Here is a 16,569-nt window from a genome sequence, read left to right as displayed (position 1 = left end):
CCTTTCCCTTCGCGCCTTTGGTCCCTATACATGCCGCGCAATCAAGACCGGGACAAGCCATATGACCTACCATCCCAAGTCCGAATTCCTGCGCGTGATGATCGAGCGCGGCTTCCTCGCGGACTGCACGGATCTCCAGGCGCTCGACGACAGCCTGAACTCCGGCACGGTGACGGCCTATATCGGCTATGACGCCACCGCGAAATCGCTGCATGTCGGGCATCTGCTCAACATCATGATGCTGCGCTGGCTGCAAAAGACCGGCCATCGCCCGATCACCCTGATGGGCGGCGGCACCACCAAGGTCGGCGATCCCTCGTTCCGCTCCGATGAACGCCCGCTGCTCGACGACGCCCAGATCGCCGAGAACATCGCCGCCATGCAGCAGGTCTTCGCCCGCTTCCTCGACTACGGCGACACCGCCCCCGGCGCGATGATGCTCGACAATGCCGAATGGCTCGACGGGCTGCGCTATATCGAATTCCTGCGCGATATCGGGCGGCATTTCTCGGTCAACCGGATGCTCAGCTTCGAATCCGTGAAATCCCGGCTCGACCGCGAACAGTCGCTCAGCTTCCTCGAATTCAACTACATGATCCTGCAGGCCTACGATTTCCTCGAGCTGAACCGCCGCTACGGCTGCACGCTGCAGATGGGCGGCTCGGACCAGTGGGGCAATATCGTCAACGGCATCGACCTCACCCGCCGCGTCGCGGGCACCGAACTCTTCGGCCTCACCTCGCCGCTCCTGGCCACGGCCGACGGACGCAAGATGGGCAAATCGGCGGGCGGCGCAGTCTGGCTCAATGCCGACATGCTCAGCCCCTATGAATTCTGGCAGTTCTGGCGCAACACGCTCGACGCCGATGTCGGCCGCTTCCTCAAGTTCTACACCGAATTGCCGGTCGATGAATGCGACCGCCTCGGCGCGCTCGAAGGCTCGGACATCAACGCCGCCAAGATTATCCTCGCCAACGAGGTGACCACCCTTCTGCACGGGGCCGAGGCCGCCGCCAATGCCGAGGCCACCGCCCGCGAGGTGTTCGAGAAGGGCGGCGTCGGCGATGACCTGCCCACGCTCGAACTCACCGTCGGCGAACTGGGCGAGGGCATTTCCATCGTGCAGCTCATCGTGCGCTCGGGCCTTGCGAAATCCGGCAAGGACGCCAAGCGCCTGATCGCCGAGAACGGCGCGCGCCTCGACGACGCCCCCCTCACCGATGCGGGGCTCATGATCGACGCGGGCGCTCTTCGCGCACCGATCAAGCTTTCGGCAGGCAAGAAGCGCCACGCGCTGATCAAGCTCGCCGACTGACGCCCCGGCTGTCACAAAACCTTCACTTGCGTCCGGCGCCATATATCAATACTTCATGATATATGGATAAGACACATGCCCTCACCGCCTTTGGCGCCCTCTCGCAGCCCACCCGCCTGGACGTGCTGCGCCTGCTGATCCGCGCGGGCGACACCGGCATGGCCGCGGGCGAGATCGCCACCGCGCTCGGCGCGCGCCAAAACACCATGTCCGCCAATCTTGGCGTGCTCATGCAGGCCGGGTTGATCCGCAACGCCCGACAGGGCCGCTCGATCCGCTATTTCGCCGATCTCGAAGGGCTGCGCGGCCTTCTTGCCTTCCTGATGGAGGATTGCTGCGGCGGCAATCCCGCCGCCTGCCAGCCGCTCCTCGACACCATCACCTGCCCCAGCTGAAACCTGCCCGCCAAAAAGGCCGCCCCGATGAAAAACGTGCTCTTCCTCTGCACCGGAAATTCCGCCCGCTCGATCCTCGCCGAGTCGATCCTCAACGCCGAAGGCGCGGGCCGCTTTCGTGCCTCCTCGGCAGGGTCGCAGCCCCAGGGCGAACCCAACCCCCATGCCATCGCCCTGCTCAGGAACCTCGATCACGATGTCTCGGCCCTCAGATCGAAAAGCTGGGATGAGTTCGCAGCGCCCGGCGCGCCGCAGATGGATTTCATCTTCACCGTCTGTGACAACGCCGCGGGCGAAACCTGCCCGCTCTGGCCCGGCCAGCCGATGAGCGCCCATTGGGGCCTGCCCGATCCCGCCGCCGTCACCGGCAGCGAGGCCGAGATCGCCGCCGCCTTCGCCCAGACCTACCGGATGCTGCTGCGCCGGATCTCGGTCTTCGTGAACCTGCCGCTCGAAACGCTCGATTCCCTGTCGCTGAAGCGCGATCTCGACGCCATCGGTGCCGTTTCCGAAACCACCTGACACTGTTGGAGCCCATCCATGACCGATCACAGCACTCCCGACGCCCCCGGCGGCATTGGCACGTTTGAACGCTGGCTCTCGCTCTGGGTCGCGCTCGCCATCACGGCGGGCGTGCTGCTTGGAAACATCGTGCCGGGGCTTTTCCAGGCCCTTGCCGATCTTCAGGTCGCTTCGGTCAACCTGCCGGTCGCCGTGCTGATCTGGGCGATGGTCTATCCGATGATGGTTGGCGTTGATTTCACCGCCCTAAGCCATGTGGGCGAACGCCCCAAGGGGCTTGTCATCACCCTGCTCGTGAACTGGCTGATCAAGCCCTTCACCATGGCCGCCCTCGGCGTGCTCTTCTTCGAGGTGGTCTTCGCCGGTCTCATCCCGCCCGATGACGCACAGGCCTATCTGGCCGGTGTGATCCTGCTTGGCGCCGCGCCCTGCACGGCGATGGTCTTCGTGTGGTCCAACCTCACGCGCGGCGACGCCACCTACACGCTCGTTCAGGTCAGCGTGAACGACGTGATCATGGTCTTCGCCTTCGCCCCGATCGTCGCCTTTCTGCTGGGTGTCACCGATATCGTGGTGCCGTGGAACACCCTGATCCTGTCCGTCCTCCTCTACATCGTGATCCCGCTGATCGCGGGCCTTCTGACGCGCACCCGCCTCATGGCGATGGGCGGCGAAGCACGGGTCGACTCCTTCCGCGACCGGATCAAACCCTTCACGATCCTCGGCCTCCTCGTCACCGTGGTCCTGCTCTTCGGCTTTCAGGGGCAGGTCATCATCGACACCCCGCTGGTCATCGTCCTGATCGCCGTGCCGCTCCTGCTGCAGAGCTATGGTATCTTCTTCGTCGCCTACGGCATGGCGCGGGCGTGGAAAGTGCCGTTCAACGTGGCGGCGCCCTGCGCTCTCATCGGCACGTCGAACTTCTTTGAACTGGCGGTCGCCGTCGCCATCAGCCTTTTCGGCCTCGGGTCGGGCGCGGCGCTGGCAACGGTCGTGGGCGTGCTGGTCGAAGTGCCGGTCATGCTTTCCCTCGTGGCCTTCGCCAACCGCACCCGCCACTGGTTTCCCGAGGCATAGGGCCGGTCACGCCCGATCACAGATCCGGTTTCCCCATAGCGCGAGCAGATCACATGAGCATCGTCATCCACCACAATCCCGATTGCGGCACGTCGCGCAACGTGCTGGCCCTGATCCGCGCCGGCGGCACCGAACCGGTCGTCATTCCCTATCTCGACACCGGCTGGACGCGCCCGCAGCTTCTGGCGCTGTTCGCCGCCGCTGGGCTGACCCCGCGCGAGGCCCTGCGCACCACCAAATCGCCCGCCGAGTCGCTGGGCCTTCTGGACCCGTCGGTCAGTAACGATGCACTGATCGATGCGATGATCGCGCATCCGGTCCTGGTCAACCGCCCCATCGTCTGCTCGCCCAAGGGGGTGCGCCTGTGCCGCCCGTCCGAAACCGTGCTCGACCTTCTGGATGCGCTGCCGCCCGGCCCGCTCTGCAAGGAGGACGGAACATTGCTCATCGACGAACAAGGAACGCGGATTGCCTGACAACACCACGCCCAATATCGACGACACGCAGTTTCGCCAGATCGACCACGCGCGCCTCTTCCCGGAAGAAAGGCCCGCCCATGCGCCGCGAATCCTGCTGCTGCATGGCAGTCTGCGCACGCGGTCATATTCGCGCCTCCTTTCGCAGGAATCCGCGCGCATCCTGCGCCGCCTTGGCTGCGAGACCCGCAATTTCGATCCCTCCGGCCTGCCCCTGCCCGATGACGCGCCCGATACCCACCCGAAGGTGGCCGCGCTGCGCGATCTCGTGATGTGGTGCGAAGGCATGGTCTGGGTCAGCCCCGAGCGCCACGGCGCGATGACCGGCATCATGAAGTCCCAGATCGACTGGATTCCGCTGGCGCCCACCGGCGGCATCCGCCCCACCCAGGGCAAGACCCTCGCCGTCGCGCAGGTGTCGGGCGGATCGCAAAGCTTCAACGCAGTCAACCAGATGCGGGTTCTCGGGCGCTGGATGCGGATGCTCACCATTCCAAATCAATCCTCCGTTCCCAAGGCCTGGGACGTGTTCGACGATGCGGGCCGGATGAAACCGGGGCCGCTCTATGACCGTGTCGTCGATGTTATGGAGGAACTCGTTAAATTCACGTTACTGACGCGCGCGCAATCGGACTACCTGACCGACAGGTATTCCGAACGGGTCGAATCGCTCGAGGAACTCTCGCGCCGGGTGAACGCCCCGGCCGCACTGGGCGGCGCCGAAACGACCGGCGACTAGGCCGCTCTCGGGGCACTCTGTACAGAACCGCGCGGCGCGGCAGCGCTTTTCGTACAAAAGCAGCGTACAAAACAGACGTTTTGTACGCTGTCTCAGCCCCGCGCCGCCAACGCGTCATCCAGCAGGTCGCGCACCGCGTCCCGTGGGACCTCCGAGGTCACGAACGCCTCTCCGATCCCCCGCGCCAGGATGAAATGCAGCTTGCCCGCGACGACTTTCTTGTCCTGTCCCATCAGGTTCAAAAGCCCGTCCGAGTCCGGCAATTCTCCTTCTATGTCATACAGATCGGCCTTCATCTTCATGTTCTTGAGATGCGCGCGCACGCGGCTCGGCTCCTCCTGGCTGCACAGGCCCAGCCTCGCCGACAGCTCAAAGGCCAGCGCGCACCCGATGGCCACACCCTCACCATGCAACAGCCGCTCCGAATACCCCGTCGCCGCCTCCAGCGCATGACAAAAAGTATGCCCCAAATTCAAAAGCGCCCGATCCCCCATCTCTTTTTCGTCCCTCACGACGATGTCCGCCTTCATCTCGACCGACCGCTTCACCGCCGCCACGCGGGTTGCGCGATCTCCGGCGCGAAGACTCGGGCCATGGATCTCAAGCCATTGAAAAAATTCGGAATCTCCCAGCAGGCCATATTTGACCACCTCGCCGTAACCGGCCAAGAAATCGCGCTCCGTCATGCTGTCCAGAACCGCCGTGTCGGCCAGAACAAGGCTCGGCTGATGGAACGCGCCGATCAGGTTCTTGCCTTGCGGCGCGTTGATCCCGGTCTTGCCGCCAACCGAGCTGTCCACCTGCGCCAGCAGGCTGGTGGGCACCTGCACGAACCGCACTCCCCGCCGCAGCACCGCCGCCGCAAAGCCGACAAGGTCCCCGACCACCCCGCCACCAAGGGCGACCACCACGTCGCGCCGCTCGATCCGCTCCTCCAGAAGCCACTCCACCACCCGCTCGAACTGGGGCCATGACTTGGTCGCCTCGCCTTGTGGAAGCGTTAGTATCGATGACGAAATGCCATTTCTTTTCAGTGCTGTTACAAGCGTTTCTGAATGTAACTTCGCAACATGCTCATCGGCGACGATCGCGACATGCGGGCGCTGCAGCAAGGGTGCGATCAGTTCACCCGCCCGTTCAATCAGGCCAGGGCCGATATGTATGTCATAGGCCCGCTCTCCCAGCGGCACATGCACCGTTTCCATCACGTCACCTTCTCCAGAACATCCTCGCGGGTCGCCAGCGCCTCCAGCACCTTGCCCGCCATCGTTTCGATCGTGTAATCCGCCCGCGCCTCGACACTAAGATCCGCCTGTTCATAAACCGGCACGCGCGCGTCGAACAGGTCGCGCAGCGTAGAATATGGATTAGCTGTGCGCAGCAAGGGTCTGGTATCTTTATGTTTTACGCGACTCCATAGGATCGGCAAATCGACCTTCAACCAGACTGACACGCCCTTGCGCGAAATCAGCTCGCGGTTCCTCTGCGCCAGAAACGCCCCGCCGCCGGTCGACAGCACCCCGCATTCATCTGCAAGCAGCCGGTCGATGACCTGCGTCTCGCGGTCGCGAAAGAACGCCTCTCCGTCACGCTCGAAAATCTCGGCAATGCTCATGTTCGCCGCCCGCTCTATCTCGGCATCCGAGTCAAGGAAGGGAACGTGCAGCGCCACCGCCAATGCCTTGCCGACAGCCGTCTTCCCGGCGCCCATCATACCGACAAGCACCACGGTTTTCTTCAGCTTCCACTGTTCCGGCGCAGTCACCTTCGGCGCTCCCCTGCCCAAATTTCGCGCGTTGGCACTGAATGACGTGATCTTGCCCAAAAGGCCAGTTATAAACACTCAAAAATCCGGAACGATCGAGGCAGGCCCACCATGTTACGACTCATCAAATGGCTGTTATATCTCGCCATTCTGGCGTTCATCGGGCTTGTGGGCTATGCTTACATAGGGCCCTTCTTCGGGGCGGATTTCTCGCCCCCGACGAATGAGATTCGCCAGGAAATCATTCTTGAGACAGACTGACGCGCTCATCGCTTCGATCTTCATCGCCTCCGGCGCCACCGCGCAGGAGCCCCTGTCAGCCATCGACTGGCTTGATGCCCCGGTGTCGGTCAGCGTCGCTGCACCGCGCGTGGTGCCGCTGGATGACATGGCGGTCAGCGACGGTGTCGACACGCCCGAAGTCGCGGTGATGCCGCTTGGTTCGGCGCGCTCGGATTCGGTGGGGCTTCTGCCTGCCAACGTGACGGGCCTGCCGGTCTCGCTCTGGCAAGCCAGCACCGAACGCGCCGTAACGGCCCAGTTTGCGCGCCTTGCGCCAGAACCGCTGCCCGCAATTCAGGCGCTGTATTACACGCTGCTTCTGGCCGAGGCGGAGGCCCCGGCCGACGCGGGCGCTGGCGCGGGTTTTCTCAAGGCGCGGCTGGCTGCACTGGAGCGTTTTGGCGCCGTCGATCCGGCCCTTGCCCTGATCGAGCGTGCGGGCCCCGCAACCCCTGCCCTGTTTGATCGCTGGCTCGACCTGGCGCTGCTGGTGGGCACCGAGGACACGCCCTGCAAGGCCCTTGCCGACAACCCGTCGCTCAGCCAGCGCTACGGTGCGCGCATATTCTGCACGGCGCGCGCGGGCGACTGGCAGACAGCGGCGCTGCTCTATGAAACCGCGCTGGCGCTTGATCTTCTGAGCGCGACCGAAGGCGATCTTCTGGCACAGTTTCTCGATCCGGATATGGTCGAAAACTCACATGCGCTCGCCCCGGCGAGCGACATGACGCCGCTTCTGTTCCGGCTTTATGAATCCGTCGGTGAGCCGCTTCCGACTCAGGGCCTGCCACGCGCCTACGCAATGGCCGATCTTCGCCCCTCAAGCGGATGGAAGGCCCGGATCGACGCGGCCGAGCGTCTGACGCGCACGGGCGCCTTGCCGCCCAACCGCCTTCTGGGCCTCTATACCGAGCGCAGCCCGGCCGCATCGGGTGGTGTCTGGGCCAGGGTCGCGGCGATGCAGGCCTTCGATGCGGCACTGACAAACGGCCAGCCGGACGCCATCGCCACCGCCCTGTCCGAGGTCTGGCGGCTGATGCGGGAACAGCGCCTGAGCGTCAGCTTCGCAGAGCTCTATGGCAAGGACCTGGCTTCGCTTGACGGCCTGCCCGGCCCCGCCCGCGCCCTTGCCCTGCGCATCTCGCTCCTGTCGCCCGAGTACGAAACCGCCGCCCAAGGCGCCAATCCGGACGATCCCGCCGAAGCCTTCCTGGCCGGCCTGGCACGAGGCGCGCCGCCTGAGAATCTTGCCGATACGCCCCTCAAACAGGCTGTTGTCCGCGCGTTTGATGCCACCGGCCCGGCGCGCACCCATGCCGGCATGCTTGAGGGCGACAAACTGGGACAGGCGATCCTGACGGCGGCGCTGCAGCTCGATCAGGCCGGGCCGCGCGGTTTTGACGACATTTCCAATTCGCTTGCCACCCTGCGCGCCGTGGGGCTCGAGGATACCGCGCGCCGCGCCGCCTTGCAGCTTCTCATCCTGGAACGCGGGACATGACCGCGGCACGGCAGTGGATTTCCGCCTTCCTCGAAGCACAGGCAGCCGAGCTTGGCTCGGCGCGCAATACGCTTGAGGCCTACGCCCGGGACCTGCGCGATTTCGACGAATGGCTGGATGCCAGCGCCCTGCGAGCCGACACTGTGGATCAGCATGACATCGAGGCCTATCTCGTGCATTGCGATGCCCAGGGTCTGGCACGCGCGACCCGCGCGCGGCGTCTCTCGGCGATCAGGCAGTTCTACCGTTTCGCCTTCGAGGAGCGCCTGCGCAAGGACAACCCCGCAATCCGCATCAAGGGGCCGGGGCGTGATCGCAAACTGCCCAAGACACTAAGTGAATCCGAGGTCGAGAACCTTATTGCGGCGGCCCGCACCCACGGGCGCACGGACGAGGTCAGGCTGCGCAATGCCTGCCTGATGGAACTGCTCTATGCCACCGGCATGCGGGTCAGCGAGCTGGTCGCATTGCCGGTCTCGGCGGCACGCGGCGACCCGCGCATGCTGCTGATCTCCGGCAAGGGCGGCAAGGAGCGCATGGTGCCCCTGTCGCAGGATGCCCGCGTCGCGCTGGTGGCCTGGCTCGCGCAACGCGACGCCAACGAGGATGCCGCGCGCAAACAGGGCAAACCCTCCACGCCTTATCTGTTTCCCTCCTCGGGCAAGGCCGGGCACCTGACGCGGCACCGCTTTTACATGCTGATCAAGGACCTGGCGGTTGAGGCGGGCATCTCGCCCGCCAAGGTCACGCCCCATACGCTACGCCATGCCTTTGCAACCCACCTGCTGGCGAACGGGGCCGACCTGCGCGCGATCCAGACGCTTCTGGGTCATGCCGACCTCGCAACCACCGAGATATATACCCATGTGCTGGAACAGCGCCTGCGCGATCTCGTGCAGGATCATCACCCCCTGGCACTGGCGGCGCGGCGCAGCGACGGCGGCTAGCCCTCCTGCGAGAGCCAACGCCGGCCACGAAGGCTTCGTCGCGGCCATGCCTCAACGCCGCCCCCGCATGCGGGCGCCGCGCTCAAGCGATCTGCGCCTCACGACCGCGCGCCATCACCACGCGGTTTCACGCCCATTCCTCCTTGATCGTCACGCCCGCACGCCCCATAACGCCTCTTGGACATAGGGATGCTGAGCTTCATGGAACCGACCTCACCGACACTTGATGCCGCCTTCTGGATCACCTCGGTCTCGATCATCACGCTTCTGGTGCTCTCTGCCTTCTTTTCGGGCAGCGAAACGGCGCTGACCGCCGCCTCGCGCGGCAAGCTGCGCGCGCGGGCCGATAAGGGTGAAACCGGCGCCGCGCGCGCTCTCAAGATCACCGAGGACAATGAACGGCTGATCGGTTCGGTTCTGCTGGGCAACAACCTCGTGAACATCCTCGCCGCATCGCTGGCGACCGCCATGTTCACGCGCCTCTTTGGCGAATCCGGCGTGGCGCTGGCGACGCTCGTGATGACCCTGCTGGTGCTGATTTTCGCCGAAGTCCTGCCCAAGACCTACGCGATTACCAATGCCGAGGCGGCCGCCGCGCGCGTCGCCCCGGCGATCGGCGTCGCCGTCAGCGCCTTCTCTCCCATTGTGGCGGCCGTGCGCTGGCTGGTGCGCGGCGTGTTGCGGGTGTTCGGCGTCAAGACCGATCCCGACAGCCAGATCCTCGCCGTTCGCGAGGAGATCGCCGGCGCACTGTATCTCGGCCATTCCGAGGGCATCGTCGAGAAGGAGGATCGCGACCGCATTCTCGGGGCGCTCGATCTGGGCGAGCGCGCCGTCGAGGAGATCATGCTCCACCGCAGCCAGATCGAGATGATCAATGCAGAGGATGACCCCGAAACCATCCTTAACCAGTGCCTGCAGTCGAACTATACCCGCCTGCCGGTCTATCGCGACGATCCCGACAACATCATCGGGGTCGTCCATGCCAAGGACCTGTTGCGCGCCATGCACAAGCTGGTCACGGTCGACGAATTGTCACGCGACGCGCTGAAGACTTTCGATATCTGCGACGTCGCGATGAAACCCTATTTCGTGCCGGAAACCACCACGCTTGATGACCAGATGCGCCAATTCCTGCGGATGCGCAGCCATTTCGCGCTGGTGGTGGATGAATACGGCACGCTCGAAGGGCTGATCACGCTAGAGGACATCCTCGAGGAAATCGTCGGCGAGATCACGGATGAATTCGACCCCGCCGCCGACCATCCGATCCGCAAGAGCGAGGACAACCAGTTCCTCGTGGATGGCGCCATGACCATCCGCGATCTCAAGCGCGCCACCGACTGGAACCTGCCCGACGACGAGGCCAACACCATCGCCGGCCTCGTCATCCACGAGGCACAAATGATCCCGGACGTGAACCAGGTGTTCAACTTCCACGGCTTCCGGTTCGAAGTCGTCGCCAAGGCCGACAACCGGATCACCCGCCTGAAGATCCGCAAGATCTGAGGACAGCTGCGCCCGATCCGTCCTTGTCAGCCACGCCTTGACGCCCCATCCTCGGCGCAGGGCCGCAAAAGGATCGACCTGCATGCCACTGGAAACCTACCTGATCTATCTCGCCGCGGTCGGCGTGTTCTTCGCGACCCCACCCGACACCAGCCAGCTACTCATCATCTCCAACAGCATCCGCCACGGCCTGCGCAAAAGCGCCTTCACGATCGCGGGCGATCTCACGGCGAACTGCCTGCAGATGACAGCGGCGGCTTTCGGCCTGGCGGCGATCATCGCCACATCGGCAAGCGCATTCAGCTGGATCAAATGGCTCGGCGTCGCCTATCTCGTCTGGATCGGCGTGCAACTGATCCTGACCCGTGACAGCACCGATGAGGTCAGCGCCGATGTCTCGGGCGAACGGTTCCGACTCTTTCGCCAAGGTTTCGTCACCTCGATGGCAAATCCTTTCGCCGTCGTGTTCTTCGGCGCGCTCTTCCCGCAATTCATCGATCCCGCGGCCCCGGTCCTGCCGCAGCTCTTCATGCTCGGGGTCACCTATATCGTCGTCGACGGGGCGATCCTGCTGCTTTGGGGCTGGCTTGGCATTCGCGCGGCAACGGCGCTCAAACGCTTCTCCTTCGGCCTCGTGAACAAGATCTGCGGCACCCTGATGATCGCGGCGGCGGCATTGCTGGCAACACGGGATCTCCAACCCCAGAAGTGACCACCGCACCTCTTGCTCCGGCCTTCATCTGGCCGGATATACCTCGGGGGGGCCGGGGGGCTGCCCCCCGGCCCTGCCCGGCAGAATTCAGGCGCGCAATCTTTCTCCCTTCGGGTCGAACGGGGGCTCTTCCAGGATCCGGCCCTTGTGGGGCTGCCCCAGCACCATCACCTCGACCTCGTCGCCCGGCGCCGCCGAACCGTGGCGCACATAGCCAAGCGCAAGGCTCATCCCCACGCTGTAGCCATAGGTCCCCGACGTAACGCGGCCCACCGGTTTGCCCTTGCAGAAGATCGGCTCGCCGCCGGTGGCATCGGCATTCGACGCCGTGACCGCCGCCTCGTCGATATGGATCAGCACGAGATCCTCGCGCGGGGTCTTTTCCAGCACCGCTTCGAGTGCCGACTTGTGCAGGAAATCCTTGCCCATCTTGCACAGCCCCGCGAGGCCGACCTCGTGGGGCCAGTATTCCGGGCTGTATTCACGCGACCAGGAGCCATACCCCTTCTCGATCCGCATCGACATCAGCGCCCGTGCGCCCACCGGGCCAGCGCCAAGCGGCTTTCCCGCTTCCAGCAACGCTGCATAAAGCTGCGCCTGGTCTTCGGTCGCGCAATGCAGCTCCCAGCCCAGGTCGCCGGTGAAACTGACCCGCAGCGCCAGGCAATCGACCCCCGCCAATTCGATGCGCTGAGAGCGCATGAAAGGGAAGTCATCGGTCGAAAGCGAAGCATTCGTGAGCCGCGCCAACAACTCGCGCGATTTCGGCCCGGCCACGTTGAAGCCGCACATGCGCTCGGTCCAGGACTCGAAGCTGGTGCCCTCGGGCAATGGCACCATGTCGAAGAAGCGCTTGTGATAGCGCTCGGCCATGCCAGAGCTGACCACCCAGAACTCATCCTCTCCGACCCGCGTCACCGTGGCGTCGCCCGCGATCCCCCCGCGCACCGATATCAGTGGCGTGAGGCAGGAGCGCCCCACCGATTTGGGCATGTTGTTGGCGAAAACCGCGTTCAGCCAATCCTCGGCCCCCGGCCCCTTCACGCGATACTTGGCGAAGTTCGAGATATCAATGATACCTGCGCGTTCGCGCAGCATGCGGCATTCCTCGCCCACCGGCCCCCACCAGTTCTGACGCGTGAAACCGTTGGTGTCCTTGCTGCCCGGCTCATTCGCGAACCATTGCGGATGCTCCCAGCCATAGTTCAGGCCGAACACCGCACCCATCTCCTTTTGCATCCCATAGACCGGGCGGGTGCGCAGCGGGCGGCCCGCTTCGCGCTCTTCGTTGGGATAGTGAATAGCGAAGCGGTGCGCATAGACATCCCGGACCTTGGCCTTGACGAAGTCGCGGTCATTGGCCCATTGGCCGAACCGTGCCAGATCCCAGGCGAACATGTCGTATTGCATCTCGCCCTCGACAATCCACTGCGCCGCCATCAGGCCCATCCCGGCGGACTGGCTGAAACCGGGTATGATGCCGCCGCACATGAAATAGTTCCTGAGCTCCGGCACCGGCCCCAGAATCACGTTGGAATCGGGCGACCAGATCATCGGCCCGTTGATCACGCGCTTGATCCCGGCCTCGGCCGCGACCGGCACGCGATCCATCGCGCGCATGACGTTCTCCATGATCCGCTCCAGGTCGTCGGGGAAAAGATCATGTGCGAAATCGAGCGGCGTGCCGTCCTCGGCCCAGAACCGCATATCGCGCTCATAGGCCCCGATCAGCAGGCCCTTGCCTTCCTGACGCAGGTAATATTCCCCGTCGCGATCCGCGACCGACGGCAGGCGGCGGTCCATCGCGTCGATCTCGGCGATGGTCTCGGTCACGAAATACTGGTGCTCTGTGGGTTGCAGCGGCATCTCGACCCCCGCCAGCTTTGCCACCTCGCGCCCCCAAAGACCCGCTGCGTTGATCACCCAACGGGTTTCGATGTTGCCCTTGGGCGTTTCCACGATCCAGCTGCCGTCGGGCTTTTGCGTCGTCGCCGTAACCGGCGTGAAGCGGTGGATCTCGGCGCCGCGCTGGCGTGCGCCCACAGCATAGGCATTGGTCACACCCGACGGGTCCACATTGCCGCCCTCGGGCTCCCACATGATGCAGCGGATGCCGTCGAAATTCACCAGCGGATGCAACTCTTCGGCGCGCTCGCGACTGATTTCGCTGAAATTCATCCCGTAGAGCTGGGCCTTGGCCGCCTGCAGGCGCAGCTGATGTTCACGCGCCTCGGTCTGAGCCAGATAGAGGCTGCCCGGCTGGAATACCCCGCAGGACTGGCCGGTCTCGTCCTCGAGCTGCTTGTATAGTGACATCGTGTAGTGCTGCAGGCGCGAGATATTGGCACTGTCATGCAGACCGTGGATATTGGCCGCCGCATGCCAGGTCGATCCCGAGGTCAACTCGTCGCGCTCAAGCAGAACGACATCGCTCCAGCCGAGCTTGGTGAGGTGATAAAGGATCGAGCATCCGATGACGCCCCCGCCGATCACGACGGCCTGTGCATGGGTTTTCATTTCCGGTCCCTTGACTGTTGTCGCCTCCCCCGCGCGCTTGGGCGCGCGTCGGGATCGTCGCGTCCCGGCATCATTCGATGCAATGCGGCAAATGTCCTTCCGGTTTCCGACAGTATTTTTCGCTTTGCGGCAGCGCATCCCGCGTCAGCGGCTTGTCGGGACCAAATGCGACCCGCGGCGCGAACCGCGTCCATGCACGGTTGCGACACAAGCTGTCGCTTTCCGACATGCCCGGCCTGCGGCGGCCCCTCACTTTGAAACCGTCGGGCCAAATGCAGGAGACATTCATGAAAACCACCACCCGTGTTGCTGTGATCGGCGGCGGTGTCGTCGGATGCAGTGTCCTTTACCACCTGACCAAACTGGGCTGGACGGACGTGATGCTGATCGAGCGCTCGGAACTGACCAGCGGCAGCACATGGCATGCGGCGGGTGGCTTTCACACGCTCAATGGCGATACCAACATGGCGGCGCTGCAGGGCTACACGATCAAGCTCTACAAGGAACTCGAGGAAATCACCGGCCTCTCCTGCGGGCTGCATCACGTGGGCGGCGTGACCCTCGCCGACAATCGCGACCGTTTCGACATGCTGCTGGCCGAACGCGCCAAGCACCGCTACATGGGCCTGGAAACCGAGATCGTGACACCCGAAGAGATCGCCGGGATCGCACCGGTGACCAACACCGACGGCATCCTGGGGGGGCTCTATGACCCTCTTGACGGGCATCTTGATCCCTCCGGCACGACTCATGCCTATGCCAAGGCGGCGCGCATGGCCGGTGCGGTGATCGAAACCCATTGCCATGTCCATGAAACCAACCAGCGCCCCGACGGCACCTGGGACGTGGTCACGGCCAAAGGCACGATCCACGCCGAACATCTGGTCAACGCCGCGGGGCTCTGGGCGCGCGAGGTGGCGGCGATGGCAGGCATCTACCTGCCCCTGCACCCGATGGAACACCAGTATATCGTAACCGATGACGTGCCCGAGATATCCGCCATCATCGACGCGGGGGGCGAGCACCCCCATGTGATGGGCCCGGCGGGCGAAAGCTATCTGCGTCAGGAGGGGCGTGGCCTCTGTATCGGGTTTTACGAACAGCCCTGCCGCCCCTGGGCCGTGGATGGCACGCCCTGGAACTTCGGGCATGAGTTGCTGCCCGACGATTTCGACAAGATCGAGGACAGTATCGAATTCGCCTATCGCCGCTTCCCCGCCCTTGGGCGCGCGGGCGTGAAATCGGTGATCCACGGCCCCTTCACCTTTGCTCCCGACGGCAACCCGCTGGTCGGCCCGGTGCCGGGCCTGCGCAATTACTGGTCCGCCTGCGCTGTAATGGCGGGGTTCAGCCAGGGCGGCGGCGTCGGGCTGATGCTGGCGCAATGGATGACCGCTGGCGAATGCGAGCGCGACGTAAGCGCGATGGACGTTGCACGCTATGGCGATTGGATCACGCCCGGTTACACCCGCCCCAAGGTGATCGAGAACTATCAGAAACGGTTCTCGGTCTCCTACCCGAACGAGGAACTGCCCGCGGCACGTCCGTTCCGGCGAACGCCGATGTATGACGTCTTCGATCAGCTTGGCGCGGTCTGGGGGCATCAATACGGGCTGGAAGTGCCGAACTACTTCGCCCAGGGCGACGAGCCGCGTTTCGAGACCCCCAGTTTTCGCCGCTCGAACGCCTTCGCGGCGACCGCACGCGAAGTGAAAGCCGTGCGCGGGGCCGTAGGCATCAACGAGGTCCAGAATTTCGGCAAATACCTCGTGCGCGGTGCCTCGGCACGCGCTTGGCTTGATCGCATCATGGCCGGGACGATCCCGCAACCGGGCCGGCTGGCGCTGAACCCGATGCTCAGCCCCGCGGGGCGCATCATCGGCGATTTCACCGTCGCCTGCCGCGACGAGACGACATTTCAACTCACGGCATCCTACGGCGCGCAGGCCTATCACATGCGCTGGTTCCAACAGAACGCGCAGGCGGGCGTCAGCGTCGAGAACATCTCGGACCGCCTGACCGGCTTCCAGATCGCTGGGCCAAGGGCGCGCGACGTTCTGGCCGCCTGCACTGACGCGGACGTTTCGCGCCTGCGGTTCATGGGGCTCATGCGGGCGAATGTCGGCATGGTCGATTGCACGATCCAGCGCGTCAGCTTCACGGGCGATCTGGGCTATGAGATCTATTGCGATCCGATGGCACAGCGCAGCCTATGGGAGGTTCTCTGGCGCGAGGGCCAGCCGCATGGAATGAACCCCTTCGGCATGCGCGCGATGATGTCGCTGCGTCTCGACAAGTTCTTCGGCGCCTGGCTGCATGAATACGGCCCCGACTACACGCCGGCCGAAACCGGGCTCGACAGGTTCATCCGTTTCTCGAAGGAGGCGGATTTCATCGGTCGCACCGCCGCCGAGGCCGAACGCGCCTCGGGTCCCGCGCGTCGTCTCGCCGCCTTCGAGGTCGCTGCCGGGGATACCGATGTGAACGCCTACGAGCCGGTCTGGATCGACGGCGCGGTGCAGGGATTCTGCACTTCCGGGGGCTATTCGCACCATGCCGGCACGTCCGTCGCCCTGGCGTTGATCCCGTCCGCAATGGTCCATTCGGGGCTTGAGGCACAGATCGAAATTCTCGGTGAGATGCGCCCCGCCCGCCTGATCACGACACCGCTTTTCGACGCCGATGGCGCGCGGATGCGCGGCTGAACCTGCATCTTGCGGAACTCATGGCTTTCCGGCTGGCGAGCGGGCGTGGGCGGGCGTATCGTTGGCCTCAGTTGACAGGCGCAGGTGCCACTGCCCGACCGGAGACG

Annotated in this window: 14 protein-coding genes; 11 read left to right on the top strand and 3 right to left on the bottom strand. The window is 64.4% G+C overall.

What is annotated here, in order from left to right; all coding sequences use genetic code 11:
• Window positions 1-61: 61 nt before the first annotated feature.
• The 6 genes from tyrS to arsH all read left to right on the top strand — a co-directional run bounded on the left by tyrS (window position 62) and on the right by arsH (window position 4,524).
• Window positions 62-1,315, top strand: a complete 1,254-nt coding sequence (gene tyrS, locus ROH8110_RS04560) for a tyrosine--tRNA ligase (RefSeq protein ID WP_085816515.1) — start codon at window positions 62-64, stop codon at window positions 1,313-1,315.
• A 62-nt stretch (window positions 1,316-1,377) separates the two neighbouring features.
• On the top strand, window positions 1,378-1,710 hold the full coding sequence (locus ROH8110_RS18865; RefSeq protein ID WP_085816514.1) for an ArsR/SmtB family transcription factor: 333 nt from the start codon (window positions 1,378-1,380) through the stop codon (window positions 1,708-1,710).
• A gap of 27 nt (window positions 1,711-1,737) precedes the next feature.
• Window positions 1,738-2,232 carry an arsenate reductase ArsC gene (locus tag ROH8110_RS18860; protein ID WP_085816513.1) on the top strand — a complete coding sequence of 165 codons (495 nt, stop codon included), beginning with the start codon at window positions 1,738-1,740 and terminating at the stop codon, window positions 2,230-2,232.
• Between the two features lie 18 nt (window positions 2,233-2,250).
• Window positions 2,251-3,309: an ACR3 family arsenite efflux transporter gene (gene arsB / locus ROH8110_RS04545; protein ID WP_085816512.1), complete on the top strand. Its 1,059-nt coding sequence runs from the start codon at window positions 2,251-2,253 to the stop codon at window positions 3,307-3,309.
• 53 nt (window positions 3,310-3,362) lie between these two features.
• Window positions 3,363-3,785, top strand: a complete 423-nt coding sequence (gene arsC, locus ROH8110_RS04540) for an arsenate reductase (glutaredoxin) (RefSeq protein WP_085816511.1) — start codon at window positions 3,363-3,365, stop codon at window positions 3,783-3,785.
• Window positions 3,778-4,524, top strand: a complete 747-nt coding sequence (arsH, locus tag ROH8110_RS04535) for an arsenical resistance protein ArsH (RefSeq protein ID WP_085816510.1) — start codon at window positions 3,778-3,780, stop codon at window positions 4,522-4,524. Before arsC ends, arsH begins: the two co-directional genes overlap by 8 nt.
• A gap of 92 nt (window positions 4,525-4,616) precedes the next feature.
• On the opposite strand, the gene aroB is transcribed toward arsH, so the two are convergent.
• Complete coding sequence (gene aroB / locus ROH8110_RS04530; RefSeq protein ID WP_085816509.1) at window positions 4,617-5,732, bottom strand: 3-dehydroquinate synthase; 1,116 nt, start codon at window positions 5,730-5,732, stop codon at window positions 4,617-4,619.
• Window positions 5,729-6,310, bottom strand: coding sequence for a shikimate kinase (locus ROH8110_RS04525; protein ID WP_170156469.1), 582 nt, complete (start codon window positions 6,308-6,310; stop codon window positions 5,729-5,731). The genes aroB and ROH8110_RS04525 overlap by 4 nt, the downstream gene beginning before the upstream one ends.
• Window positions 6,311-6,536: 226 nt before the next feature.
• Between ROH8110_RS04525 and ROH8110_RS04520 the strand changes: the two genes are divergently transcribed.
• From ROH8110_RS04520 to ROH8110_RS04505, 4 genes are all read left to right on the top strand, one after another.
• On the top strand, window positions 6,537-8,072 hold the full coding sequence (locus ROH8110_RS04520) for a hypothetical protein (protein ID WP_085816507.1): 1,536 nt from the start codon (window positions 6,537-6,539) through the stop codon (window positions 8,070-8,072).
• Window positions 8,069-9,019 carry a site-specific tyrosine recombinase XerD gene (locus tag ROH8110_RS04515; RefSeq protein WP_085816506.1) on the top strand — a complete coding sequence of 317 codons (951 nt, stop codon included), beginning with the start codon at window positions 8,069-8,071 and terminating at the stop codon, window positions 9,017-9,019. Before ROH8110_RS04520 ends, ROH8110_RS04515 begins: the two co-directional genes overlap by 4 nt.
• Window positions 9,020-9,220: 201 nt before the next feature.
• Complete coding sequence (locus tag ROH8110_RS04510) at window positions 9,221-10,528, top strand: HlyC/CorC family transporter (protein ID WP_085817005.1); 1,308 nt, start codon at window positions 9,221-9,223, stop codon at window positions 10,526-10,528.
• Window positions 10,529-10,610: 82 nt separating this feature from the next.
• Window positions 10,611-11,240, top strand: coding sequence for a LysE family translocator (locus tag ROH8110_RS04505; protein WP_085816505.1), 630 nt, complete (start codon window positions 10,611-10,613; stop codon window positions 11,238-11,240).
• Between the two features lie 87 nt (window positions 11,241-11,327).
• On the opposite strand, the gene ROH8110_RS04500 is transcribed toward ROH8110_RS04505, so the two are convergent.
• Complete coding sequence (locus ROH8110_RS04500) at window positions 11,328-13,757, bottom strand: GcvT family protein (RefSeq protein ID WP_085816504.1); 2,430 nt, start codon at window positions 13,755-13,757, stop codon at window positions 11,328-11,330.
• A 287-nt stretch (window positions 13,758-14,044) separates the two neighbouring features.
• Between ROH8110_RS04500 and ROH8110_RS04495 the strand changes: the two genes are divergently transcribed.
• Entirely contained in the window at window positions 14,045-16,462 is a 2,418-nt protein-coding gene (locus ROH8110_RS04495; protein ID WP_085817004.1) for a GcvT family protein, read from the top strand.
• The last annotated feature ends 107 nt before the right edge of the window (window positions 16,463-16,569 follow it).

The organism is Roseovarius halotolerans (assembly GCF_900172255.1).
Classification (GTDB): Bacteria; Pseudomonadota; Alphaproteobacteria; order Rhodobacterales; family Rhodobacteraceae; genus Roseovarius; species Roseovarius halotolerans.
Note: the sequence above shows the minus strand (reverse complement) of the source record. Positions and strands in the feature narration are given on the sequence as shown.